Source organism: Bacillus sp. JJ1503 (assembly GCF_036965125.1).
Lineage (GTDB): Bacteria > Bacillota > Bacilli > Bacillales > Cytobacillaceae > Cytobacillus.
Map to the genome: position 1 here is coordinate 12835 of NZ_JBALOZ010000013.1, position 22305 is coordinate 35139.

Genomic DNA, 22305 nt, shown 5'->3' on the forward strand with positions numbered 1-22305 from the left:
AGATGGCGGTCCTTAAAAAGGCAGCTGTGGTCGAGATTAATATAAAGCATAACTTTGTTTTGGAGAGGTTACAGAAGTTAGGCATTACAGTTAGTCAGCAAGGAATCCCATTAAATCAACTAGATTACGAGGAACTGAAATATGAATTAGTCCTAGCATCATTTCGGCAAGTAGATGCTGAAAAGGATCAAAACAAGTGGTTCTGAAAGGAGAGATATGCATGCGCGCTTCAAATGTTAAACCCTTCACTCGGTGTCCTAAATGTCTCACTGCTGGAGTTGTTCGCAGGAAAGAGAAAACGCTTGTAGCCATGGAGTGTCCTGAATGTGACCACAATTGGAAAACATACTCAAAGCTTTGCAAGGATTGTGGCAAACCGAACGGTTATGTTGTGGAAGGACCGTGCATGGAATGTTATGCACAAAAGTATAAGTCGTCATGAGTAAGAATCCAGTTATTCAAAAGGCCCGAGAAGAAGGTTATCAGAAGGGGTTTGAAGTTGGTACTAAACATGGATTTCAGCAAGGAAAATACAGTGCTTGTATGTTTTTTGCTACCAAGTTTGATGATTTAGAAAAGGTTAAGGGGATAGGACCCAAAACAATGAAAATAATTGTTGAACACTTTGGTAAGGAATACTTTGAGGTAAAATGATGGGTTTACATTTAATCAATGCTCGAAAAAACAGAATCATAGTTTGCGAGAATTTAAATTACTTTTGGGATGAAGAAGAGCTTTTCGATATATCGAGCATGTGGCATGAAGGCAATACTGTTGAAGAAATAGCAGAGTACTTTAAGAGAGATCCGGATGAGGTATTGATTGCTCTTATCCATCTTGCTCGAGAAGACAAGATTACCAGACGTGAAGGAGGGCTACTCCTTGAACATTGATCTTAATAAAGCAAACCTTGGTCAGCTACAGTACATAAGTCGGTATACAGAACTAAAGACAGCTGCTATAGAGGAATTGCAAAGGAGGCTAACCTATGTTTCCGGTCACAATTCGTAGACAAAGGAAATACGAGGCTGAACAGGCTATCAAAGATTTGGAAGCAAGGGGATTTAAAGTGATTTATCCTCTTACTGAGCATTCAAGAGAGGGAAAGCTTTTCGATAGGGATAGCTTTAACAGGAAAATCTTTGTGGAAAATACGCAAAGCAGTTGCTGGATAGCCAAGTTGAGAAAGGTTGATTGACGTGGATTTAAAAAAGTTATTTGAAATACAAAAAGTGCTTCGTGATCGGATTAATTACAATGAGCCGGATCGGTTTAATAAATTGGTGCTTGCTCTCCTAGTTGAGCTTGGAGAATGTGCGAACGAATGGCGAGGATTTAAATTTTGGAGTGTAAATCAATTGCCGCATACCTCTGCTGTGAGGGTGCCTTGCATGATGGATGAGGACAAAGAATTTTATAATCCCTTGCTTGAAGAATATGTGGACGGCTTGCATTTTGTTTTTGAAATTGGCATTGAAATAGCAGAAGAAATTCAATTTGATGTTGAAGATTATTTTAAAGAAATTGCCGATGAGATCCGTGGCAAGAGTCAAAAAAGTAGAACGATCACAGAACAATTTAGTTATATTTTTTACCTTACTACATCCGTTAATTACGATTTCAATTTCCCTTATTTATTCGCTGCTTACTATCACTTAGGTGAAATGCTTGGATTCACTTGGGAACAAATCGAACAAGCCTATTTCGAAAAGAACAAGATAAATCATCAAAGGCAGGAGAGTGGATACTGATGATTCACTTCACAGTCTTCGGGGAACCAGTGGCGCAAGGAAGGCCTCGAGCAACAACCATAAATGGGCAAGTAAGAATGTATGACCCGGCAAAATCAAAGGATTTCAAAAAATATGTAAAGCTGGTTGCTTCACAGTATCGTCCACCAACATTAATTACTGGTCCAGTTGAAATGAAGGTAAAAATATATAAACCATCCCTAAAAAGTTTTAGTAAAAAGAAAACTTTAGCTGCTGAGAGGGGGGAGTTAAGACCCTTAACAAAGCCAGACGTTGATAACTACGTCAAAGGGATTAAAGATGCTCTCAAATCAGTCATTTGGAAAGACGATAGCCAGGTCGTGGATTTACATATTAGCAAATGGTACAGCGAGACACCACGAATTGAAGTAACAATTACAGAAATATAGGAGGTTATTATATTGCCGAAAATTATTGATTTAAACACTTTTGCAGACGGTGCTCTTGCTGAGAGAGCAAATGTTGAACTTCAAAAAATCCTTGAAAATATTGCCGATCCTAACACAGATGCTACGAAGAAAAGAAAACTAACATTAACAATCACTTTATCAGCTGATGATAAAAGGGATGTCGTTCTATCGACAGTGGTTGCAAAAAGTGTACTAGCCCCAGCTAAACAAATCGAAGCAAAATTCATTAAGGATATGGATAGTAGGGGGAACATCACTGGTGCCGAACTCAAATCAGGTATCAAAGGTCAGACTTATATCGATATGGAAACTGGTGAAATACAAGATGACCGCGGATCTAAAATTGTTAATTTCAAAAACTAATAAACTACTAATTGGAGGAATGAAAAATGATTAAAGAAGCTATTAAATACATTGTTGGTTTAGGAAATACTCGAGTCGAGGAAGTTGGTGGCCAGGATTATTCCACTCAACCAATACACTTAATTAAAGAGCCAACGCCAGCACCTTTGCAGGTTAGAAGCCTTTCAGGGTTGGTTGAGTATTTAAAGTCAGAATTTGATGAAGATGAATTTGATCAAAGGATGGTCCATGTTTTAAGTCCAACAGAAGTTGTAGTCTTTAGCTCTTTTAATGGTAATTACAACCGAAATGAGTATATCCAAGCGAAGGCGATGTTGCCATCATTTTCATTTGACCGTTTTTACGATTCAGAGGATTTCAATATCAAATTGCAGTCAGCATTCGTAAAAAATGAGGACAGAGACATCATGCTAAAGGTTGTTGGCAACATCAAAGAGGAGGCTGTACAGACGGTTGGTGATGATGGAGTGAGTCAATCGGTAGTTGCCAAAACTGGTGTTGCAACAGTAGGAAATGTGCTTGTTCCCAATCCTGTCGTTCTTGCCCCGTACCGGACTTTTGTTGAGGTAGAACAACCTGAGTCAGAATTTATTTTCAGAATGCAAAAAGGGCCTTCATGCGCTTTATTCGAAGCTGATGGAGGAGCATGGAAGCTGAGTGCTATGAGAAATATCAAAGATTATTTACAAGCTGCACTAGAATTGGAAATTGAAAAAGGGCAGATCGTTATTATTGCTTAATTAAATAAAGGGCGTTTCTCGTTATGAGAGGCGCCTGACTATTAAGGAGTGAACGATAGTGGCTAGAAGAGTTGTCGAAGCAAACGGAGTTAGCCTTGATCGAGAACTACTTCAGGTATTAGTCATTTATGAGGAAGGCGTGTCAAAGCAGGATATTAGAAAAGAAAGCCGGCTTACTAAAAAGCATGCTGTGCTCTATAAAAAAGACAGCAGGTGAATACGAGTTTAAGTAACTGACTTTGTATTAAGTTTAATAAAAAAAAGCACTTCATTATGAAATGCGAACTAAATAAATAATTTTCTAACTGCTGGAACCAGCTCATTAAAATAGGGCTTGACAATAAAGTCTTTTGCTCCAGAGTTTATCGCTTCCACTATCAACCTGTTTTGACCCATTGCAGAACAAATAATTACATTTGCTTTTGGATCATAATCAATAATTTTTTTTAGTGCATCAATACCATTCAAGGTAGGCATAGTTAAATCTAATAACACAATGTCTGGAGACTTTTCTTTATATAAAGAGACGGCACTTGTACCATCAGAAGCTTCATAAAAAACTTGGAAGCCTTCTTCATATAAGAGGTTCTTGATTAAATTTCTTAGAAACCTTGAATCATCAGCAATTAATACGGTTTTATTCATTTAAAACACCTTTCACTAAATACTAAGGCAAATTAGGAAAGGGAATCCTCTAGATGTTATTTAGATTTTTTGCAACCCGGCTACCATTACATGAATTGTTTTAGGCCCGTGGCTTTGCGTCTTTTACTTTCGTAAAATTTGCCCTAATAAAGATTAACATACTTTGTCACATTGGGAAAATTATGTTTGGCTTTTAACTTCAATTGGCTTCTTTTGATAATCAATATCTCGTTTATGAAGCTCAGTCTCTAAAATCTTTATAAAGTCCTGCGAAAGATTAAGGCTACAAGCCTTTCTATAGGTGCAAAGCAACATACTGTTTGTCAATACTTTTAATGAGCACAAATTAATCCTCTCTTTTCACAACCATTGGAAAATTAAACCATAGATTATATTAACGTAAATTCTATTTTATTCCAATGGGAAATTAGTTGTGCAAATGGTATGAGAACTTAGTAACACAAGAATTATTAAGTTTACTAGAAAATAAAAAAGAAAGAGTTAATTACTCTTCCTTCTTTATAAAGTTATCACCATCTAATTTTGACGAGATTTCTCTTAAAATTTGATTTCTTTCTTTTTGTGCCTTGATTAGGCTAATACAAAACCAAACAGTAAAGCCGATAATTACCAAATAAATAACAAGCATAAATAAAAGTGGAATCAATGCAAAAGCTTCCATAATAATTATAACTCCTTTGTGCAAAATTAATGTAATTATAACACATTGTATTAAGTTTCCTAGGTTAGGAGGATAGTAATGCAGCTTGACCTATTCAGAGAAATTATAGTCGATAACTTTGCAGGCGGTGGCGGTGCCAGTACGGGAATTGAAATGGCTACCGGCTTATCGGTAGACATAGCAATCAATCATGACCCAGTAGCCATTGCTATGCATAAAGCAAATCATCCTGATACTGAGCATTATTGTGAGAGTGTTTGGGATGTGGATCCGAAAGAAGCAGTCAAAGGGAGAAAGGTCGGTCTTGCGTGGTTCTCCCCTGACTGCAAGCATTTCAGCAAAGCTAAGGGCGGTAAGCCAGTTGAAAAGAAAATTAGAGGACTTGCTTGGATTGCTGTTAAATGGGCAATAGCAGTCAAGCCAAGGGCAATTATGCTCGAAAATGTCGAGGAATTCAAGACGTGGGGCCCGTTAAAAGATGGCTACCCAGATGAATCTAAAAAGGGCAAGACTTTCAAATCCTTTGTAAAGGCACTGGAAGCCTTGGGATACGAAGTTCAGTTTAAAGAACTTAGGGCCTGTGATTATGGGGCACCAACGACAAGAAAAAGATTTTTCATGATTGCCCGATGCGATGGTAGACCAATAAAATGGCCAGAACCAACACATGGGGATCCAGATAGCTTAGCTGTAAAAGCCGGTAAATTATTACCATGGAAAAGGTCAGCGGGGATAATAGATTGGAATATTGGTACTCCTTCTATTTTCGAGCGAAAGAAGCCACTAGCAAAAAACACTTTACTACGTATTGGCAGGGGAATACAAAAGTTTGTTATTGAAGCGCAGACCCCTTATATAGTCGAAAATAAAGCCTGTTTTATTCAGCATTATTACACTCACCAAGGTAAAGAGACAAGGGCAAGCAGCTTGGATGAGCCACTGGCGACAATACCTACTGCAAACAGGTTTGGCCTAGTAACTGCGTTTCTTGCCAAGCACTATGGAGGGAACTACTCAGGGGCAGGAATTAGTTTAGAGGAACCGTTGCACACAATTACGATGAAAGACCATCATGCTTTAGTAACTGCCTTTTTAATCAAGTATTACGGGTCCGATATAGGACAATCATTGCTGGATCCACTTCATACAATTACAACGAAAGATCGATTCGGTTTAGTGACAGTTAAAGGGCAAGACTACAGGATTGTAGATATTGGCATGAGGATGTTGCAACCAAGAGAGCTGTTCAACGGAAATGGATTTCCTAGCAACTATATTATCGACAAGGATTATTACGGAAAAACATATCCGAAAACAGAACAGGTGGCCAGATGCGGCAATGCAGTTCCTCCGCCATTTGCTGAGGCATTAGTACGGGCTAATCTTCCAGATTTTTGCGTTAAACATAATCGCTATAAACCGGCAGTTTCTTATTAAGAGTAAAGGAGTGAACTAGATGGCTATTTATTGGTGCGAGAAATGCAGAAATTACTCAAACTTTATATGGAATGGTGTTATAAGTGTTTGTGAGAAATGTGATAAGAAGGAATCCAAATAAGCATTTTTTATACAGGGCAAGGCATGCGTTAAGGTATCAATTGGATTTTTAGGACCCTGCCCTGTAGAGCTTCAAATAGGGGTTTGATATAGCAGCTCTAAGTATAAAATACCCATGACTTATGGATTAAATGCAGGATAGGAGAATTTTAATGAAATTAGTAAGCTGCAGTGAAGAAATGCAAATGGCTTCTTCACAAAGTATGAAGGTTAATACACAGTTCGAAATAAACCTGAAGCGAGTGAAATTTTTATGAATTTTATCAAATTGGTAGGAAAGATGTTATGCTAATTTAGCAGTCTATCAAATTTTGCGGAGGAAATTAAAATGTTTCCAAGATTTAAGGATAGAAGTTTTTTCGTTAATGGAAAATATGTTCGCGTAGAGGAAGTAACCGGAGGTCAAGGTTGCATAGGATTTATTATATTGCTTGCATTGATATTCGCAGGGTTTAATTGGATTTCTGACAAGGTTCATGAATGGAGATATAGTGATGAATTATATACTTCAAGTAATGAACAATTAGCATGGGATTCCTTTAAAAATTATGTATTAACAACTTATGAGATCCCGAAGGAATTATTTGATGGGAAGTATCCTTCATTAGTTTATACCTCAAAATTAACTTCAAATAATACTGAAGAAATGGAATCTAAATATTGGGGTAACGGAACATATCAATTTACTACATACTTTAATTATGATAGCGCCTATGGAGGTAGCATAAAAATAAGTGTATATATGATTAAAAAAGGAAATGAATGGATTTTGGATAGAGTATCATACTTCAAACGGGAAAAAGGGCAAAGTCAAATTGAAGAAAAAAAGCAGCAGATAGATAGGTGGAAAGAAGAGTTAAATATAAGTATAAATAAGAATAAGAATGAAGGCCTTATAAATACATATATTCATGATATTAATTCCTTACAATTTTATGTTTCAGTTTATGAAGGTTTAAAAAGTAAAGCAGAAAAGGTGGAAGAGGTGATTGAATGATTTTTACTTGTCACCGACTTTGCGTAAATCAGCAGCCCCTAGTACTGTAAATTAAATAAACAAAATGATAGAGCCAGTTAATTAAATAATGGATGAGAAAAGCTAAATGCTCTTCTTCATCCCACAGTTACTACACTCTCTAATTAATTTGCCTGCGCTTATTGAGCTTTGAAAATGCGCTTTGTCACAGTTGTTGCAACGGCCACTATTTTTGTCTGGATACTCATTAAAATCATAAATGATGCTTACATCAATCTGATTGTCTATGATATATTCCCACCTTTCACATGAAAAAAGCCAGGACTTCTCCTGGCAACTCAAATTTAAGTATATCATTGGAGGGTCCTATGCGGTTACAAAGTTTAGAAATAAATCCTAGTACGAATCTACTAGAAATTGATATAATTGGTAAAAAAGGAAGCTTTGCTATTGTGGTGTGTGACGGAAGAGCCCGCCTTACGGAGCTACCTGAACATGGAGAGACTAAAATTGTCACTCATCAAGGCAAGGTAAAGAGGGTAAAGTTTGATGAGGGGGAAGATTTTTGAATTCAAGTGAGTTGGAAGATAAAATAAATGAATTGAGTGATAAGTATAAAATTCCTTTAAATCCAAATAATGCATACAAAATAGCCCTAGTTTCTAGTAAATTGGAACATGAAAAAGCAAAAACAATTATTTTTACATTAATAGGATTTTTTTTAGCATTAGGAATATTTTTTACTAACCAATTTCTCGAGTTTAATAAAACACTAGGGATTATATATATTTCACTAATTGTACTGTTTTTTGTTGTTGGGATTCTTTTTAAAATTGTTCCATCATATTTAAGAACCATTGGAGATCTTTCGTTCCTCAAAGAAATGCTTAATTATGTTATTAGTAAAGGGGAAAATACGCTGTCTGGTATTAATTTAGATAATTACCATAACAATAAGGTTAATATTAATAGTGACAATATTAATCAAGTTACGAGTGTGAAAAAGGTGAATAATATAAAATTACATTTAATATATCTTATTATCATTTTTTTAGCAGTATGTTTAGGATTACTATCTTTAATTTTTGTAGAAAGCAATACCGCAATTGGAACATTATCCTATGCGTCTACTCTTTTATCCATTGTATTAGCAGTAATTGCTATTCTTATAACACTATGGGATGTAGCTGGACAAAAAAATTCTATCCAAGAATTAAAAGAACAATCAAAGTTATTAAAAGATACAGTAGACGATTTTCAGAAATCAAATGCGAATGCTGAAACAATAGTGAATACAATTAAAGAATTACAGGATTTCTTACTTCAGGAAATAAGAAAAACTCAACAACTTAGCTTTAAAACATTAGATGGATTAGAAAAGATAAAGCAAAGTAGTAGTGAAGAAGAGAAACAGAAAATTGTAGATGAATTAGAAAATGATATTAAATTAAAACTAACTCAAGAGCAAATGAACAATACAGCAAGAGCAATTAGCTTTTTTAATAATAATATTCATAAAGAAATAAAAGAATTTATTTATAATTACTTTAGTAACAGATATTTTACTTTAGAGGAAGTTGAACAGAAGTATTATGGTATTACTCGGGATAAGTTAGCAACCTCATACATTGAGGTTGTCATTCAAAAGATGCTTGATAAAATTGAACTTTATGTTAAGAAAGAAAATGATACATTGTTCTTTAAGTTGAAATAATCCTACCAGTCATCTGGAGGACACTGAATGACGCATTAAGCGTTGCTTGGTGTCCTTTTTATTATATATAAGGAGAGATGAATAATGAAAAAAGCCGCCAAGCTAATAAATGTATCAGAATTAATTCGAGATTATCGGATGATGAAACGTGAAATTGATCGCCTCCAAAAAGTAATTTTTGGTCAATCCGTTCCAATGCGTTCCTGGGGAGTTGCTCAGTATGGGGAAGAATCAACGTTGCCAAAAGGATCATCTGGAAAGAGCCAGGCCGAGTTAAGAGATATGGATATAAGAGAACAAAAGCAAATAGTGCGCCTTGAGGAATACCAACGTAGAGTTTTTGCAATTGAAAGTGCTGGAGATTATTTAGATAAAGAAATCCTTAAAATTGTATATGATTGCATGCTAAGCGGTATGACAAGGCAGGAAATAGCAATCCATTTAGAAATATCACGTGATTCAGTTGATAAATTGCGTTCCGACATAAAGGCGCAAATCGGCTCAAATACGACTTTTTCCAAACTTTTGCATGGAGAAAAATTGGCAGTGTAAAATGGGAGGCAGGACGGCGCGGCAAATTCCCTTCTCGGTCGTTCTGCTATGTAATTGCATGAGCGTCACCTTTCGGTGGCGTTTTTTAAATTCCCGAAATTAGGTGATGATATGAAAATTATTGATCATCTTTCTTCTGCAGAATTACATCAAATGAAAAACCTCAAGGATAAAGATAAATCCACTAATAATAAATCGAATGAAAAATTATCTGATCGTGACCTTGCTGAATTGATGGGTACTAATAGGCCGACTTATAGGCGAGTTCGGGGCGCGATTAGGAGAAATTAGGAAAAAATCTGCAGGATAATATCTCCTTTTGTCGAATATCAAAATAAGAGGGGGATGACTTAAAATGAAATATTTTAATACTGCTGGACTAATAAAGGGATATATACCAGATGCTGCAGTTATAGACGGTTACACAATGTTTTTTATAGTGGAAGATCAACCTGCCCTACAATTAAATATCTCAGGCAGTGCAGTTGCAAGCCAAAATTGTGGAGTCGATAGGGATAAAGTTTTTGAATGGTTATGGGAAGAGGGAAATGAAATATTTTTAAGAGAATCAATTCTGTCAGGTACCAATATTACAATTACCTCTAGAGACGTTATAAACGGTCAAATAATTACACCGTTTGAAAACTTAAGAAAAAGTGAAGACATGCACCTTTAAAATGGGTGCTTTTTCTTTTGTCCAAAACAACTCAATTAGTAGGAGGTGGTGTTGATGCTGCATGGCAAGGCCAAGAGATCCAAGAAGAGATGAAGCTAAAGAAATATGGCTGAAAAGCAATGGTAAGCTAAAGTTAGTTGACCTTGCTGAACAGTTCGAAGTAACGAGTAGCACTATCAGAAAATGGAAAGCTACAGACAAATGGGATAATGAATTAAAAGGAAGCGCTCCTAAATCTAAAAGGAGCGCTCCTAATCGTTCTAGGGGACAACCAGGAGCACCAAAAGGAAATAAAAATGCTCTAGGCAATGAAGGTGGGGCTCCCAAAGGGAATCAAAACGCAGTAACACACGGTTTCTTCTCCAAGTTCCTCCCTGCCGAAACCTTAGAGATCATGGAGCAAATGCAGGAGCACTCCCCATCTGATTTAATCTGGGATCAAATACAAATTCAGTATGCTGCCATTATTCGTGCTCAACAAATTATGTTTGTCACTGGTAAAGACGAAATGATTAAAGAGCTTAAGAAAGCAAAATATGAGTACTTTGAGTTACCTAAAGATCAAGGTGGGGGTTTTGAAAAACAAATTGCTGAGGAAGAATACGAGTTCCAATTCGCCTGGGAGCGTCATGCTACATTCTTAAATGCCCAATCACGGGCCATGAGCGAACTTAGAAGCTTAATAAAGCAATTCGATGAAATGGCCCATATTGATGACGAACGAAGACTTAAACTTGAAGGTATGCGTTTGAATATCGAAAAGACTAAAGCTGAAGTCGAAAAGATATCGTCCGGATCCGATGACAAACCAATTGAAATTCTTATTAAACGCAAAACAAAAGGTGAGGGCACATGATTGAAAAAGAAGTGAATCCCCACTTTGAAAATTTCTTGTTTGATTGGAGTACCAAGTTTCAGTTCTTAGTTGGTGGCTACGGTTCAAGTAAAAGCTATCATGTTGCCTTAAAACTTATCCTTAAGCTTTTGGAAGAAAAGCGTACAGCCTTAGTTGTTCGTGAGGTTTATGACACTCATAGGGATTCCACTTTTTCTTTACTGGAAGAGCTGGTCATTGATTTAGGTCTAGATGAACGTATAAAGTGCCTTTCCTCTCCTATGCAGCTACGCTTTCCGAATGGCAGCAAGATCATTTTTAAAGGGATGGACAAGCCTGCTAAGTTAAAATCTATCAATAACGTTTCTATCATTTGGATTGAAGAGTGTTCAGAAGTTAAGTATGCAGGATTTAAGGAGCTTCTGGGGCGTCTAAGGCATCCTAAGTTAAAGCTTCATATGCTATTGTCTACAAACCCTGTAGGCGAGGATAATTGGTCATTCAAACATTTCTTTAAGGATGAGGTAACCAATAGAGTTATTATGGATGACCAGGTGCTTTACGAAAAAAGAACAGTAGTAACAAATGACACTTATTATCATCATTCAACTGCTGATGATAATTTATTTTTGCCCGAAAGTTATATTGCTCAACTTGAGGAAATGAAAGATTATGATCCAGACCTTTACCGTATAGCCCGGAAAGGTCGTTTTGGCGTGAATGGAGTTAGAGTGCTTCCACAGTTTGAGGAATGGCCGCATGATGAAGTTATGGCTGCCATAAAGAGTATTAGAAACCCTATAAAACGTGTTGGAATGGACTTTGGTTTTGAGGATTCGTTTAATGCGGTTGTACGATTTGCTGTAGATCATAACGAAAAGATTCTCTATATCTATTGGCAATACTACAAAAACAAAATGACCGATGACAAAACTGCTGAGGAACTTATCGAATTTAAACAGTCAAAAGAACTGATTCTTGCTGATAGTGCTGAGCCGAAAGCTATCCAATATTACAAACAGTGCGGTTTTAGGATGAAGGGAGCTAAGAAATTTCAAGGATCCCGTTTAGCTAATACAAAAAAGGTTAAGCGATTCAAGAAAATTATTTGTTCTTCTGATTGCAAAGATGTCATCAGAGAATTGAAGTACCTAACTTACAAAGTAGACAGTGACGGACATATCATTCCAGATGAATTTAAAATTGACCCTCATACATTTAGTGCTATTTGGTATGGGTTAGATGGTTATGAGGTTTCAGATCTTAAAGGCGGTTCAGTTTCCGTACTGAAATGAGGTGTCTAAGTGCTAATTGAAGACTTGTTTCGTGCGCCGTGGCATGAACAGATGAAAGGGGTGATACAAGCAATGGTGGACAGCGTCATTACGGATGAGGAAATTTTGCTACTAGAGATTAAAGAATGGGAAAATAGCGAAACTCGAAAAAATATGCTAATAGGTGAGCGCTATTATAAAAACAAAGTCGATATCCGAGATAAGAAGCAAAAAATCTCTTGGAAATCTAATCAAAAACTAGCACACGCATTTACAAGAAAATTAGTAGACCAAAAGGTCGGATACTTATTATCTAAAGAGCCAACATTTGGAACTGAGAATAAAGCATATCGTGAAATAATAAAAAACACCTTTGACCGTGGACTACTAAGAAAAATTAAGAACATCGGAAAAGAAGCAATCAATAAAGGGATTGCTTATCTATATCCATATATTAATGAGCAGGGTGCGCTATCTTTCATGAAATTCCCATCTGAACAAATCATCCCGTTTTGGGGCGATAGTGAGCATATGGAGGTAATCTCGTTTCTGCGAGTCTATGAGACTAGTTTTTATGAGGATGGAAAGAAGAAAAAACAAAAGAAGGTAGAGTACTATCATCCAGCCGGCATAAGTTTCTATATTCTAGAAGCTGGCGGGTTAATTTCTGATGTACCTGCAGGAGTGGAGCAGAATTATCACTTTCTCATTGACGGAGAACCGTACTTGTGGGAAAAGACTCCTCTAATACACTTCAAGTATAACGAAGAAGAACAGCCGTTAATTGATATCATTAAGTCGCTCGTAGACAATTACAATTTACAAGCTTCTACAAATGCGGATTTACTAGCTGATATCCCAAAATTTATTTATAAACTCATCAACTACGGCGGTGTGGATCTTGCGGAATTCCTTTCTGATTTAAACGAATACATGGCAGTAAAGTTAGATCAAGACGGCGATGTAGACAAGCTGCAAGCAGAAATTCAAACTGAAGCTGTAGAAAAGGAAATTGAACGTAACCGTAAAGCTATTTATGAGTTTGGGCGCGGTGTTGATACTCAAGACGATGAGCTTGGAAATGCTTCTGGAGTAGCATTACGTTATCGTTATACAGATTTAGACCTAGACTGTAATATTCTTGAATCTGAATTCCAGTCGAGTATTGAGCACATGTTGTGGTTCGTTGATAGGTATCTACTAATGACTGGGCAAGGTAATTTCATTGATGAGTCTATTAATATCATTTTTAATAAAGATATTATCATTGTTGAATCAGAGGCTATCCAAGATTGTCAAAATTCAGTTGGGATTCTTGATGATAAAACAATCCGCGAAAATCATCCTTGGTATAACGAGGAAGTGGAGCAGCGCCTTGAGGAGCAAATGCAAAAAGAAATGGATAATTACGATAATTACATGTCTACTTTCAAGAAAAAGCATGGTGGTCTAGATGGCCAAGAGTCGTGATTACTGGCGCACGCGTTTTGAGTTGTTGCTTAATGCGGAGTTAAATAGAAGCGAAACGTATCTCATCGATATGGAAAAAGCTTATATTCAAACGATGTCTGAGATCGAAAAGGATATAGCCAAATGGTATGGTCGCTTTGCTGCAAATAATGAAATATCACTGACTGAAGCAAAACGTCTTTTAAAATCAGATGAGTTAAAAGAATTTAGATGGACAGTTGAAGAATACATTAAATATGGTGAAAAGAATGCAATCAATCAAGTCTGGATGAAACAGCTTGAAAACGCTTCTGCTCGGGTTCATATTAGCCGTTTAGAAAGCTTGCAGATACAACTACAACAACATGTCGAAAAGCTGTATGGAGGTCAAATAGAAGCCGTTGAACGCTTGATGAAAGAAACATATCAAAGCACTTTTCTTCATACAGCATTCGAAATTCAAAGTACTTTCGGTATTGGTTTTACAATGCACTCTATCGATGAAACGAAATTAACTAAAATCATTAGCAAACCATGGACGGTAGATGGACAGACATTCAGTGATAAAATTTGGCGCGATAAGCAGCTATTGGTCAATACACTGCATACAGAACTAACTCAGTCGATTGCCAGAGGACAAGCTCCAGATAAAGTAATTACCACAATATCAAAGAAACTAAATACATCCCGATCTAACGCTGCACGTCTTGTCATGACAGAATCAGCGTTTTTTAGTGCTTCAGCTCAAAAGGAAACATTTGGTGAGTTAGATGTGGAACGTTATGAGATTGTTGCAACGCTAGATAGTAAGACAAGCGATATATGCCAGTTAATGGATGGGAAAGTGTTTAAAATGAGTGAGTTTGACCCTGGTGTGACGGCTAATCCATTTCATCCTTACTGCCGAACTACTACAGTTCCCTATTTTGAAGATGATTATAGCCAACGGATTGCGCGAGGCAGGGATGGCAAGGTTTATTACATTGATAGCAAGATTAAATTCCCTGAATGGGAAAAGAGGTTTGTTGCATAACATTCGTCTTTTTCGAGCTTGTAGACGTTAAAGAATAAGCTTTTATTACCTAACAGGGCGTTGCCTGTAAAATACGAATTAGGAGGCAGATAAGCATGAATAAGGAACAATTAATTACATTAGGTTTAACAGAAGAGCAAGCGGATAAGGTGGTCAGTGGTTTCGGTCAAATGATACCGAAATCACGTTTGGACGATAAAATAACAGAATTAAATGAAGCAAAGAAAGAAATTACAACACGTGATACACAACTTGAGGAACTGAAGAAAGTGGATGCTGCAGGTCTTCAAACGAAAATTACCGAACTGCAACAAGCTAATGAAACAACAAAAACTGAGTATGAGGGTAAATTAAAAGAAACTCAACTGACTGGAGCTCTTAAACTAGCCCTTGCTGGTAAGGTCCATGATGCGGATTTGGTATCTGGTCTTATAGACAAAACCAAAATTGAATTAGGTACGGACGGAAACGTCACTAAAGGGCTTGATGAGCAGATTAAAGAACTGCAAACATCGAAGTCCTTTTTATTTGTTACAGAAACTAACATACCAGGAATAAAAGGAGCTACTCCACCAGGGGGAGATCCCAATGCTGGGAATAATGGAAATGCTAATAGCTTTGGAAAAAAACTTGCTGAAGAAGCAGCAAAAAGCAATACAGGCTTAGAAGAAGCTCGTAAATCTTACTTTGAATAAGGAGGAAAAAATCAATGAGTAAATTTGTTGAAACAACATTCACTAATAAAAAAAGAATTGTAAAGTTTCCTGATCATTACGTCAACCTTACTGTTACGGTGAGTGATGCTGGTGTAACGGCGAATGCAGAGGGCAAAAAGATCGTCCCAGCAGGCACTATTGTAGGTGGGGGATTTTTAGCAAGTGAATCTGTACTGGCCGTTAAAAAGAATGATGCCGGAGCAGAAGGTGTCCTTTTTAATGATGTAGATGTCACTTATGGGCCAGCTCCGGGTGCAGCTATGATTCATGGCTTTGTTGCTCTAGATAAATTGCCAGAAGCACCTGCAGCGGAAGCGATTACCGCACTAAAGCAAATCACATTTTTGAAATAAGAGAGGAATGATATAAATGCCAACAATTTTTGATTTAGTAAACGCCAAAGAAATTGCTACTTATTTTGAAAATAATCCATCCAACAAGATCCCTTACCTAGGATCTACGCTTTTTCCGGCGAAGAAGCAGTTAGGATTAGATCTATCTTGGATTAAAGGCTCAAATGGGTTACCGGTTGCTCTTATGCCGTCTGAATTCGATACAAAAGCGACTGTTCGTGATCGAATTGGATTTAGCAAGATTCAAACGGAAATGCCATTTTTCAGGGAGTCAATGAGAATTGGGGAAAAGGACCGTCAAGAGTTAAATAGACTTCTCGCATCTAATCTTGAAGAAGCCTACAAAACCATTGTAAATAATATCTATGATGATGTGACAACCTTGGTCAACGGTGCTGCAGTTCAGCCTGAACGAATGATCATGCAACTTCTGTCAACGGGTAAAATAGCAGTTACAGCCAATCGAGTAAACCTTGATTATGATTACAAAATGAAGGATGACCATAAAGAAACCTTGACTGCTGGGGCAGAATGGAGCTCACCGGATTCTACACCAATTCAAGATATTTTAACTTGGATGGATACCGTGGAAGATAACACTGGTGTTCGCCCAACAAATGCTATTATGACAAGAAAAACACTTGGATATCTATTAGACCATAAGAGCATACGTTTAGATATGAACCCACTTGGTGGCCAGAATGTCATTATGACAGAGTCTATGCTTAAACAGTACTTAACTACTAAACTAGGTCTCAAAGTTGCCGTTTACAACAAAAAGTATCGTGCAGAAAATGGATCTCTTAACAATTTCTATCCGGATGATCATTTTACTCTCATCCCTGATGGTAAGTTGGGACAAACATATTACGGTACAACTCCAGAGGAATCTGATTTAATGACGGGAGCAACAAAAGCTGAGGTAAATATTGTTAACACTGGTGTAGCAATTACTTCAATTAAAGAAGAACACCCTGTTAACGTAATGACCGTAGTTTCCGAGATTGTCCTACCAAGCTTTGAAACTATCGATAATATCTTTATTGCAAAAGTAGCAGGTAACTAAGGAGAGGGAAACCTCTCCTTGTTTCTTTGAAAGGGGTGTTCTAAGTGTCCGAAAAGAAAACAACTAAAAAACAAGAGCTATATAAAATTACTTTAATAAAAAATGTTAAACATAATGACTTGCGTTATAAAAAAGGTGAGAAGACTGAAGTTTCCGCAGAAGATTATGAAGTCTTTTTAAAGGCGGAGGTTATTGCTGCTGGAGATGATGATTAACTATGGATGTATTAGAAATCGTTAAAGCAAAGGTACCAGCAGAAAAACTTCCGGATGATACGTTGTTGGCTATGTACGTTAAAGAGGTAAGGCAAGCCGTCCTAATACACTGTAACCGCAATGATATTCCGCCTGAACTCTCTTTTGTTCATGCCAATATGGTTGTTGATTTGATCAGCGAGGAAAATCGTAGAATAGATCCTGAGAACTCAAAAGTTGCTACTTCAATTCAAGAGGGAGATACTCGAGTGGAACTTGGTAACGTGAGGACATCTGCCAGTGAAATGTCCACTCAAAAAGTTATATACAATTATCAATCTCAATTAAATCGTTTTAGAAAATTGAGGTGGAAATAAGTGAATGCGGTTAGAAAAGCCATTGAAAGCCAGTACCATGGTATTTGTACCGTTAAAGAGTATCAGTCGGTAAAAGACCCGATTACTCATATAACAAGTAAAAAAGAGGTAGTTGTCCTTGAAAACCAACCTTGCAAGCTATCATTTGAAAAGCAAACAGCAGCTACTAATAAAAGTGCTCCTGCAGTCATTGCACAGTCTACAAAACTATTTGTTGCTCCCGAAATTGAAATCAAGCCCGGATCAAAGATTATCGTCACTCAAAATAGTAGGACAACTAAATACTCTCGAAGCGGAGAGCCTGCAGTTTATACCAATCATCAAGAAATCATGCTCGAATTGTTTAAAGGGTATGCTTGATGGCTAGTTGGGGCAGTGTGAATTTCGAGCAATTAAAACGGCTACAGAAAAGAATGCAACAGTTGGAACGTGTTGAATATGAAAAGTTTTGTGAAGAGTGTTCAAAAGAACTAGCAGCAAGATTATTAGCGAAGGTTATTCGAAGGACACCTGTTGGACTTTACAGCAAAGAGGTCAACTTTGTTACAAAAGATGGGAAACAAGTGTCCTTTACCGCTAGTACTGAAAAAATAGGTGGAACACTTAGACGTGGATGGACAACGAAAACACATCAAGAAGCTGAAGCTAGTAGCAAAGGCAAGAACGCAAAAGCTTTTGCAGACACATTGAAAGTGACCAAGCAAGGGAATTTGTATATATTAGAAGTCATTAATCCAGTGGAATATGCTTCATATGTTGAATTTGGACATAGGACAAGAAATAAAAAAGGCTGGGTAAAAGGTCGCTTTATGATGACGATTTCTGCTGATGAAGTGGAGCGCCAAGCGCCAAAAATAATCGAAAAGAAACTTAAGAAGTTGTTAGGAGAGGCTTTTGATGGAGATCAATGATATCATCACTGCTATTTCCATTAAACTTCACGAGGCCTTTGGAGATAGCTATGAAAAATATGTTGATGATGTTCCGCAGGGGTTTAAGACTCCTGCTTTTTTTATTCAATTTTTATCCCTAGAGCATATTAGGCAGATTTGCAATAGATGGAGGGTGACGACTCTATTCAACGTTCAATATTTTCCCTCTAGTGGTGCGTCAGAGAGCGCAAATATGACTTTGAAGGTACAACAATCTTTAAAGGAAATAACGCAGTTAAACGGCTCGGTAATGCTTGGTACAGGTGCAAATAGTGAGATTGTTGATGGCGTAGCTCACAACTTTATTCATTTCAACTTCTTTCTCCAAGAACAAGAAGAAAAAACATTCATGGGCTCATTAGAACAACGCTCTAAAAAGAAAGGGTGAGGATATGGCTACCAATAAGGAAAAAGCAGTTGCAGGTGCCGAAGACTCAGAAATTAAATTTTCTAAATCACAAATCGTCAAAAGTAAAAGATATGCAGTTAGACGCGATGCATTAAACGCATTGCTAAAAGATGACAAGAAATATTCATTTTCTGAAGTAGAAAAGATTTTGGATAAATTTGATAAAGGAGGCAAGAAGTAATGGCATTAGGTGGCGGAACGTTCTTAACTCAAAACAAAGTACTTCCAGGTACTTATCATAATTTCATTAGTAAGGCTCGTGCGTTTGTGAATCTTAGTAATCGTGGTTACGTCGGCTTACCGATTGTCCTTGATTGGGGTGTAGACGGTGATGTTTTCACAGTCACTCAAGAGGATTTACAGAAGAGTTCTCGTAAAATCTTTGGTTACGATTATACTGATCCCAAATTAAAAGGAATTCGTGATGTATTTAAAAATGCTATCACTGTGTATTTTTATAGACTTGTAGTTGGTGCAGCGGCAGCTACTAATACTTTTGCAATTGCAAAATACAAAGGTGTTCGTGGAAACGATATTAAAATTGTCATTCATGCGAACGTAGACGAACCAACAAAATTTGATGTACAAACACTTTTGGACAACGTATTAGTGGACGAGCAAACAGCTGTTACTGATGCTAAAGGACTCACCGAAAATGATTATGTAATGTTTAAATCAGATGCAACACTTGCTGAAACTGCTGGAACAGCATTAACTGGTGGTTCAAACGGCAGCGCTGTTACTGGCGGTGCACACCAAGAAGCATTGGATTCATTAGAAGCGTATGGATTTAATACGATTGGCTGCCTATCATCAGAGCCTACAATTAAATCGCTGTACGTTGAGTATACAAAACGGTTACGTGATCAAGTGGGTGCAAAATTACAAATCGTTGGACATAAGCTAGGAGCTGCTGATCACGAGGGAATTATCGATGTACAGAACGATGCTAATGGTACTGATGAGGAAATCTTTGGTGCCGTTTATTGGACAGTTGGAGCTCAGGCTGGTGTAGCTGTAAATAAATCAAATACAAACAAAAAATATGATGGTGAACACACACTTGTTATGAGTGAAACCATGACCCAACCACAGCTTACTGCTTTACTTAAGGCAGGGAAATATGTTTTCCATCGTGTTGGAGATGAAATTCGTGTTCTTGAAGATGTGAATACATTCACTTCATTTACACCGGTTAAAAACGAGGATTTTAGCATGAATCAAGTCATTCGTGTATTAGATCAAATCGCAATTGATACAGCAACACTATTTAACACGCGCTACCTAGGTAAAGTTCCAAATGACCAAAGTGGGCGTGTTTCTTTATGGGGTGACATTGTGACACATCGTAGAGAATTGCAAGGTATTAGAGCTATTCAAAATTTTGATCCAGAGCAAGTTGTAGTTGAACAAGGAAACTCAAAAAAATCTGTTGTTGTAGATGAAGTGATTGAGCCTACAGTGGCTATGTCACAACTCTATATTACAACTACAGTAGCGTAAGGGAGGTATCTCAATGAATGAAACAATGCATGCTAAAGATTCAGTTCATGGTGCACAAGGCGAAGCTTTTGTAACCATTGCAGGCAATCGCTATAAATTTGCGAATGTTATCAACTTAGAAGCTCGATATGAGAAATCCAAAACGAAAGTCCCTATTATGGGTCAAGTTTCGAAAGGAAACAAATCAGCAGGAGGAGAAGGAACTGGATCAGCAACATTTCATTACAACACTACTATTTTCAGAGAATTACTTTATCGATATCAAGAAACTGGTGAGGACATTTACTTCGATATTCAAGTAACGAATGAGGATGCTTCCTCAGATGTAGGTCGACAAACTACCATTTTGAAAGACTGCAATATGGATGGAGGTATTGTAGCCCTGATTGATGCGGATGCAGAATATCTCGAGGATTCATTCGACTTTACTTTTGAACGCTTTGAATTCCCAGAGAAATTCTCTATTTTACAGGCAATGCAATCCTAATTTAGAGCTCATTTCTGTGAGCTATTTTAATTAAAATTAAAGGAATGGTGATATAAATGAGTAGTTTACAAGCATTTTTCGCGCAAAATGTAGAGAAAGCAACGATGAAAGAAGTTTTTGTTTCTAATAGATTCAAAGGGGAAGACGGGAACCCAATCAAATGGAAGATAGCACCGGTCACTGCAGATGAAGATGCAGCGTATCGTAAAAGTGCTACAAAACGAGTACCTATTCCTGGTAAGAAGAATATCTATCAACCTGAAACAGATTATGATCTTTATGTTTTGAAGTTGACTACTGCTTGTGTCAAATTCCCTGACCTTAATAACTCCGAACTTCAAAATAGCTACGGTGTTATGGGGGCTGAAAATTTGCTTAAAAAGATGCTCCTTCCAGGTGAATATGCAGAATTAACTAAGTTTATCCAAGAGGTAAACAACTTTGATGTTACTATGGAAGAGTTGGTGGAAGAGGCAAAAAACTAATTGAAGACGGTGACTCAGAAGCAAATGTCGTTCATTATTGTTTGCATAAGCTTCGAAAGTGGCCGTCTGAATATCTCAATTTGCCAAAAGAGGAAAAAGCCTTTGTTATAGCTTCAGTTCAAATAAAAATTGACTCAGAGAAAAAGCAGCAAAAAGAAGCTGAGCGAATAAGAAACAAAGGTAAAGGGAAAAGAAGGAAAAGATAGTTGAAGCTCAGCTTTTTTGATGTTCGAATCTAGCAATTAGTATAGATATCCTCCTTCCCTTTCTGTATATTTATGGTAAGGGAGGGATTGTCTATGGCTAAAAATAAAGTTATTGCTGGAGATTATGAAGGAAATAAAGTGACCATCTTTCTAGGTAGTCCAAGTATTGCATTGAATTTATCCAAATCAATACCACTAGATAAGACGACTGTGGAATCTTATGAGTTAGTTACTGAAGAACATCGTAAAAGCGCTGTTAGTGGTATCGCAAGAGGGTTAGTAGGGGGCGCCTTGTTAGGGCCAGTTGGTTTATTAGCCGGTTTATCTGCAAAAAATAAGGGGACTCATCTATTAGCTATTGAATTTAAAAATGAGAAGAAAAGTCTGATTGAAATAGATGAAAAAATTTATAAAGCCTTTATTAAGAAAATGTTTTAACATGATAAAAAGACTATTTTCAGTAATATTTAAAAAAGAATTCCCGAAAAATAATCCTATTAATGAAAATGGAAAAATTTCTTCTTATTACATTCACCTAATAAGGGATATAGAGGACAGCAAATATTGTTCTATTTCTGATAATGAAGAAATTTTCATAAAAAATCTTCTTATTAAATTGAATCAAAGCAATGAACATGGAGCATTAAAATTAAGAAGAATGAGTGATAAGGCGATTGATTTTTCCTATAACGGTTTCCCTATAGGAAGAATTAAAATGCATGGAAATAATACGTGGATGCAAATTCTATTAAGTTTGTATGATTTTAAACAAATAGAAAATGTTAGCCTAGAAGAATATATTGAGAACATCGATTTATGGATCAAATATATTAAAAAGGTTAAAAATATATAGACACGAAGAGAGTACATCTACACGATGTATTCTTTTTTTGTTTAAA

Annotated in this window: 38 protein-coding genes and 1 riboswitch; of the genes, 34 read left to right on the plus strand and 4 right to left on the minus strand. The window is 36.8% G+C overall.

Going from position 1 to position 22305, the window contains the following annotated elements:
- Window positions 1–2: 2 nt before the first annotated feature.
- The 9 genes from V7149_RS01655 to V7149_RS01695 all read left to right on the plus strand — a co-directional run bounded on the left by V7149_RS01655 (window position 3) and on the right by V7149_RS01695 (window position 3502).
- Window positions 3–206, plus strand: coding sequence for a hypothetical protein (locus V7149_RS01655; protein ID WP_335343925.1), 204 nt, complete (start codon window positions 3–5; stop codon window positions 204–206).
- A gap of 232 nt (window positions 207–438) precedes the next feature.
- Window positions 439–654: a hypothetical protein gene (locus V7149_RS01660; protein ID WP_335343926.1), complete on the plus strand. Its 216-nt coding sequence runs from the start codon at window positions 439–441 to the stop codon at window positions 652–654.
- Complete coding sequence (locus V7149_RS01665) at window positions 651–893, plus strand: hypothetical protein (protein ID WP_335343927.1); 243 nt, start codon at window positions 651–653, stop codon at window positions 891–893. Before V7149_RS01660 ends, V7149_RS01665 begins: the two co-directional genes overlap by 4 nt.
- A gap of 95 nt (window positions 894–988) precedes the next feature.
- Entirely contained in the window at window positions 989–1198 is a 210-nt protein-coding gene (locus V7149_RS01670; protein ID WP_335343928.1) for a hypothetical protein, read from the plus strand.
- Between the two features lies 1 nt (window position 1199).
- On the plus strand, window positions 1200–1751 hold the full coding sequence (locus V7149_RS01675) for a dUTP diphosphatase (RefSeq protein WP_335343929.1): 552 nt from the start codon (window positions 1200–1202) through the stop codon (window positions 1749–1751).
- On the plus strand, window positions 1751–2161 hold the full coding sequence (locus V7149_RS01680; RefSeq protein WP_335343930.1) for a RusA family crossover junction endodeoxyribonuclease: 411 nt from the start codon (window positions 1751–1753) through the stop codon (window positions 2159–2161). The genes V7149_RS01675 and V7149_RS01680 overlap by 1 nt, the downstream gene beginning before the upstream one ends.
- Window positions 2162–2173: 12 nt before the next feature.
- The gene (locus tag V7149_RS01685) at window positions 2174–2545 is read left to right on the plus strand and encodes a replication terminator protein (RefSeq protein WP_335343931.1); all 372 of its coding nucleotides are present in this window, start codon (window positions 2174–2176) and stop codon (window positions 2543–2545) included.
- 26 nt (window positions 2546–2571) lie between these two features.
- Window positions 2572–3285, plus strand: a complete 714-nt coding sequence (locus tag V7149_RS01690) for a hypothetical protein (protein ID WP_335343932.1) — start codon at window positions 2572–2574, stop codon at window positions 3283–3285.
- Window positions 3286–3343: 58 nt separating this feature from the next.
- On the plus strand, window positions 3344–3502 hold the full coding sequence (locus V7149_RS01695) for a hypothetical protein (protein WP_335343933.1): 159 nt from the start codon (window positions 3344–3346) through the stop codon (window positions 3500–3502).
- Between the two features lie 68 nt (window positions 3503–3570).
- Here V7149_RS01695 and V7149_RS01700 read toward each other — a convergent pair whose 3' ends face one another.
- From V7149_RS01700 to V7149_RS01705, 3 genes are all read right to left on the minus strand, one after another.
- Entirely contained in the window at window positions 3571–3930 is a 360-nt protein-coding gene (locus tag V7149_RS01700; RefSeq protein ID WP_335343934.1) for a response regulator, read from the minus strand.
- A gap of 67 nt (window positions 3931–3997) precedes the next feature.
- A riboswitch (cyclic di-GMP riboswitch) is annotated at window positions 3998–4083 on the minus strand.
- Window positions 4084–4110: 27 nt separating this feature from the next.
- The gene (sda, locus tag V7149_RS26435; protein WP_438824074.1) at window positions 4111–4275 is read right to left on the minus strand and encodes a sporulation histidine kinase inhibitor Sda; all 165 of its coding nucleotides are present in this window, start codon (window positions 4273–4275) and stop codon (window positions 4111–4113) included.
- 160 nt (window positions 4276–4435) lie between these two features.
- Entirely contained in the window at window positions 4436–4612 is a 177-nt protein-coding gene (locus V7149_RS01705) for a hypothetical protein (RefSeq protein ID WP_335343935.1), read from the minus strand.
- Window positions 4613–4690: 78 nt separating this feature from the next.
- Here V7149_RS01705 and V7149_RS01710 point away from each other — a divergent pair, with 78 nt between their 5' ends.
- Complete coding sequence (locus tag V7149_RS01710) at window positions 4691–6049, plus strand: DNA cytosine methyltransferase (RefSeq protein ID WP_335343936.1); 1359 nt, start codon at window positions 4691–4693, stop codon at window positions 6047–6049.
- 448 nt (window positions 6050–6497) lie between these two features.
- Entirely contained in the window at window positions 6498–7166 is a 669-nt protein-coding gene (locus tag V7149_RS01715) for a hypothetical protein (protein WP_335343937.1), read from the plus strand.
- Between the two features lie 102 nt (window positions 7167–7268).
- On the opposite strand, the gene V7149_RS01720 is transcribed toward V7149_RS01715, so the two are convergent.
- A complete protein-coding gene (locus V7149_RS01720; RefSeq protein ID WP_335343989.1) occupies window positions 7269–7436 on the minus strand; it encodes a hypothetical protein in 168 nt (55 codons plus the stop codon).
- 77 nt (window positions 7437–7513) lie between these two features.
- Here V7149_RS01720 and V7149_RS01725 point away from each other — a divergent pair, with 77 nt between their 5' ends.
- The 23 genes from V7149_RS01725 to V7149_RS01835 all read left to right on the plus strand — a co-directional run bounded on the left by V7149_RS01725 (window position 7514) and on the right by V7149_RS01835 (window position 22259).
- Window positions 7514–7714, plus strand: coding sequence for an XtrA/YqaO family protein (locus V7149_RS01725; RefSeq protein WP_335343938.1), 201 nt, complete (start codon window positions 7514–7516; stop codon window positions 7712–7714).
- Window positions 7711–8859, plus strand: coding sequence for a hypothetical protein (locus V7149_RS01730; RefSeq protein WP_335343939.1), 1149 nt, complete (start codon window positions 7711–7713; stop codon window positions 8857–8859). Before V7149_RS01725 ends, V7149_RS01730 begins: the two co-directional genes overlap by 4 nt.
- A gap of 84 nt (window positions 8860–8943) precedes the next feature.
- Entirely contained in the window at window positions 8944–9411 is a 468-nt protein-coding gene (locus V7149_RS01735) for a sigma-70 family RNA polymerase sigma factor (RefSeq protein WP_335343940.1), read from the plus strand.
- Between the two features lie 75 nt (window positions 9412–9486).
- The gene (locus V7149_RS01740; RefSeq protein ID WP_335343941.1) at window positions 9487–9702 is read left to right on the plus strand and encodes a hypothetical protein; all 216 of its coding nucleotides are present in this window, start codon (window positions 9487–9489) and stop codon (window positions 9700–9702) included.
- Between the two features lie 64 nt (window positions 9703–9766).
- Complete coding sequence (locus V7149_RS01745) at window positions 9767–10087, plus strand: hypothetical protein (RefSeq protein WP_335343942.1); 321 nt, start codon at window positions 9767–9769, stop codon at window positions 10085–10087.
- Window positions 10088–10148: 61 nt separating this feature from the next.
- On the plus strand, window positions 10149–10943 hold the full coding sequence (gene terS / locus V7149_RS01750; RefSeq protein WP_335343943.1) for a phage terminase small subunit: 795 nt from the start codon (window positions 10149–10151) through the stop codon (window positions 10941–10943).
- A complete protein-coding gene (locus V7149_RS01755; protein WP_335343990.1) occupies window positions 10943–12217 on the plus strand; it encodes a PBSX family phage terminase large subunit in 1275 nt (424 codons plus the stop codon). The genes terS and V7149_RS01755 overlap by 1 nt, the downstream gene beginning before the upstream one ends.
- Window positions 12218–12226: 9 nt before the next feature.
- Window positions 12227–13666, plus strand: coding sequence for a phage portal protein (locus V7149_RS01760; protein WP_335343944.1), 1440 nt, complete (start codon window positions 12227–12229; stop codon window positions 13664–13666).
- 22 nt (window positions 13667–13688) lie between these two features.
- Complete coding sequence (locus V7149_RS01765) at window positions 13689–14678, plus strand: minor capsid protein (RefSeq protein WP_335343945.1); 990 nt, start codon at window positions 13689–13691, stop codon at window positions 14676–14678.
- A gap of 95 nt (window positions 14679–14773) precedes the next feature.
- Window positions 14774–15373 carry a phage scaffolding protein gene (locus tag V7149_RS01770; RefSeq protein WP_335343946.1) on the plus strand — a complete coding sequence of 200 codons (600 nt, stop codon included), beginning with the start codon at window positions 14774–14776 and terminating at the stop codon, window positions 15371–15373.
- Between the two features lie 14 nt (window positions 15374–15387).
- The gene (locus V7149_RS01775; protein WP_335343947.1) at window positions 15388–15747 is read left to right on the plus strand and encodes a hypothetical protein; all 360 of its coding nucleotides are present in this window, start codon (window positions 15388–15390) and stop codon (window positions 15745–15747) included.
- A gap of 16 nt (window positions 15748–15763) precedes the next feature.
- Window positions 15764–16813, plus strand: coding sequence for a major capsid protein (locus tag V7149_RS01780; protein ID WP_335343948.1), 1050 nt, complete (start codon window positions 15764–15766; stop codon window positions 16811–16813).
- Between the two features lie 44 nt (window positions 16814–16857).
- Complete coding sequence (locus V7149_RS01785) at window positions 16858–17028, plus strand: DUF7210 family protein (protein ID WP_335343949.1); 171 nt, start codon at window positions 16858–16860, stop codon at window positions 17026–17028.
- A gap of 2 nt (window positions 17029–17030) precedes the next feature.
- Window positions 17031–17384: a hypothetical protein gene (locus tag V7149_RS01790; protein ID WP_335343950.1), complete on the plus strand. Its 354-nt coding sequence runs from the start codon at window positions 17031–17033 to the stop codon at window positions 17382–17384.
- Entirely contained in the window at window positions 17385–17744 is a 360-nt protein-coding gene (locus tag V7149_RS01795; protein WP_335343951.1) for a hypothetical protein, read from the plus strand.
- Complete coding sequence (locus V7149_RS01800) at window positions 17744–18295, plus strand: HK97 gp10 family phage protein (RefSeq protein WP_335343952.1); 552 nt, start codon at window positions 17744–17746, stop codon at window positions 18293–18295. Before V7149_RS01795 ends, V7149_RS01800 begins: the two co-directional genes overlap by 1 nt.
- Entirely contained in the window at window positions 18282–18704 is a 423-nt protein-coding gene (locus tag V7149_RS01805; RefSeq protein ID WP_335343953.1) for a phage tail terminator family protein, read from the plus strand. Before V7149_RS01800 ends, V7149_RS01805 begins: the two co-directional genes overlap by 14 nt.
- A 4-nt stretch (window positions 18705–18708) precedes the next feature.
- Complete coding sequence (locus V7149_RS01810) at window positions 18709–18906, plus strand: hypothetical protein (RefSeq protein ID WP_335343954.1); 198 nt, start codon at window positions 18709–18711, stop codon at window positions 18904–18906.
- Between the two features lie 86 nt (window positions 18907–18992).
- A complete protein-coding gene (locus tag V7149_RS01815; RefSeq protein WP_335343955.1) occupies window positions 18993–20228 on the plus strand; it encodes a phage tail sheath family protein in 1236 nt (411 codons plus the stop codon).
- Window positions 20229–20241: 13 nt separating this feature from the next.
- On the plus strand, window positions 20242–20715 hold the full coding sequence (locus tag V7149_RS01820; RefSeq protein ID WP_335343956.1) for a phage tail tube protein: 474 nt from the start codon (window positions 20242–20244) through the stop codon (window positions 20713–20715).
- A gap of 56 nt (window positions 20716–20771) precedes the next feature.
- Window positions 20772–21200: a phage tail assembly chaperone gene (locus V7149_RS01825; protein ID WP_335343957.1), complete on the plus strand. Its 429-nt coding sequence runs from the start codon at window positions 20772–20774 to the stop codon at window positions 21198–21200.
- A 299-nt stretch (window positions 21201–21499) separates the two neighbouring features.
- Window positions 21500–21844 (plus strand): hypothetical protein, encoded by a 345-nt coding sequence (locus V7149_RS01830; RefSeq protein WP_335343958.1) that lies wholly within the window; start codon window positions 21500–21502, stop codon window positions 21842–21844.
- 1 nt (window position 21845) lies between these two features.
- Window positions 21846–22259, plus strand: a complete 414-nt coding sequence (locus V7149_RS01835) for a hypothetical protein (RefSeq protein WP_335343959.1) — start codon at window positions 21846–21848, stop codon at window positions 22257–22259.
- Window positions 22260–22305 lie beyond the last annotated feature (46 nt).

Excerpts from the sequence above, each read along its gene's own strand:
- V7149_RS01655 (WP_335343925.1), top strand. The coding sequence starts at position 3 with ATGGCGGTCCTTAAAAAGGCAGCTGTGGTCGAGATTAATATAAAGCAT.
- V7149_RS01660 (WP_335343926.1), top strand. The coding sequence starts at position 439 with ATGAGTAAGAATCCAGTTATTCAAAAGGCCCGAGAAGAAGGTTATCAG.
- V7149_RS01665 (WP_335343927.1), top strand. The coding sequence starts at position 651 with ATGATGGGTTTACATTTAATCAATGCTCGAAAAAACAGAATCATAGTT.
- V7149_RS01670 (WP_335343928.1), top strand. The coding sequence starts at position 989 with ATGTTTCCGGTCACAATTCGTAGACAAAGGAAATACGAGGCTGAACAG.
- V7149_RS01680 (WP_335343930.1), top strand. The coding sequence starts at position 1,751 with ATGATTCACTTCACAGTCTTCGGGGAACCAGTGGCGCAAGGAAGGCCT.
- V7149_RS01690 (WP_335343932.1), top strand. The coding sequence starts at position 2,572 with ATGATTAAAGAAGCTATTAAATACATTGTTGGTTTAGGAAATACTCGA.
- V7149_RS01700 (WP_335343934.1), bottom strand. The coding sequence starts at position 3,930 with ATGAATAAAACCGTATTAATTGCTGATGATTCAAGGTTTCTAAGAAAT.
- V7149_RS01705 (WP_335343935.1), bottom strand. The coding sequence starts at position 4,612 with ATGGAAGCTTTTGCATTGATTCCACTTTTATTTATGCTTGTTATTTAT.
- V7149_RS01710 (WP_335343936.1), top strand. The coding sequence starts at position 4,691 with ATGCAGCTTGACCTATTCAGAGAAATTATAGTCGATAACTTTGCAGGC.
- V7149_RS01715 (WP_335343937.1), top strand. The coding sequence starts at position 6,498 with ATGTTTCCAAGATTTAAGGATAGAAGTTTTTTCGTTAATGGAAAATAT.
- V7149_RS01725 (WP_335343938.1), top strand. The coding sequence starts at position 7,514 with ATGCGGTTACAAAGTTTAGAAATAAATCCTAGTACGAATCTACTAGAA.
- V7149_RS01735 (WP_335343940.1), top strand. The coding sequence starts at position 8,944 with ATGAAAAAAGCCGCCAAGCTAATAAATGTATCAGAATTAATTCGAGAT.
- V7149_RS01745 (WP_335343942.1), top strand. The coding sequence starts at position 9,767 with ATGAAATATTTTAATACTGCTGGACTAATAAAGGGATATATACCAGAT.
- terS (WP_335343943.1), top strand. The coding sequence starts at position 10,149 with ATGGCAAGGCCAAGAGATCCAAGAAGAGATGAAGCTAAAGAAATATGG.
- V7149_RS01770 (WP_335343946.1), top strand. The coding sequence starts at position 14,774 with ATGAATAAGGAACAATTAATTACATTAGGTTTAACAGAAGAGCAAGCG.
- V7149_RS01775 (WP_335343947.1), top strand. The coding sequence starts at position 15,388 with ATGAGTAAATTTGTTGAAACAACATTCACTAATAAAAAAAGAATTGTA.
- V7149_RS01780 (WP_335343948.1), top strand. The coding sequence starts at position 15,764 with ATGCCAACAATTTTTGATTTAGTAAACGCCAAAGAAATTGCTACTTAT.
- V7149_RS01790 (WP_335343950.1), top strand. The coding sequence starts at position 17,031 with ATGGATGTATTAGAAATCGTTAAAGCAAAGGTACCAGCAGAAAAACTT.
- V7149_RS01800 (WP_335343952.1), top strand. The coding sequence starts at position 17,744 with ATGGCTAGTTGGGGCAGTGTGAATTTCGAGCAATTAAAACGGCTACAG.
- V7149_RS01805 (WP_335343953.1), top strand. The coding sequence starts at position 18,282 with ATGGAGATCAATGATATCATCACTGCTATTTCCATTAAACTTCACGAG.
- V7149_RS01810 (WP_335343954.1), top strand. The coding sequence starts at position 18,709 with ATGGCTACCAATAAGGAAAAAGCAGTTGCAGGTGCCGAAGACTCAGAA.
- V7149_RS01820 (WP_335343956.1), top strand. The coding sequence starts at position 20,242 with ATGAATGAAACAATGCATGCTAAAGATTCAGTTCATGGTGCACAAGGC.
- V7149_RS01825 (WP_335343957.1), top strand. The coding sequence starts at position 20,772 with ATGAGTAGTTTACAAGCATTTTTCGCGCAAAATGTAGAGAAAGCAACG.
- V7149_RS01830 (WP_335343958.1), top strand. The coding sequence starts at position 21,500 with ATGGCTAAAAATAAAGTTATTGCTGGAGATTATGAAGGAAATAAAGTG.
- V7149_RS01835 (WP_335343959.1), top strand. The coding sequence starts at position 21,846 with ATGATAAAAAGACTATTTTCAGTAATATTTAAAAAAGAATTCCCGAAA.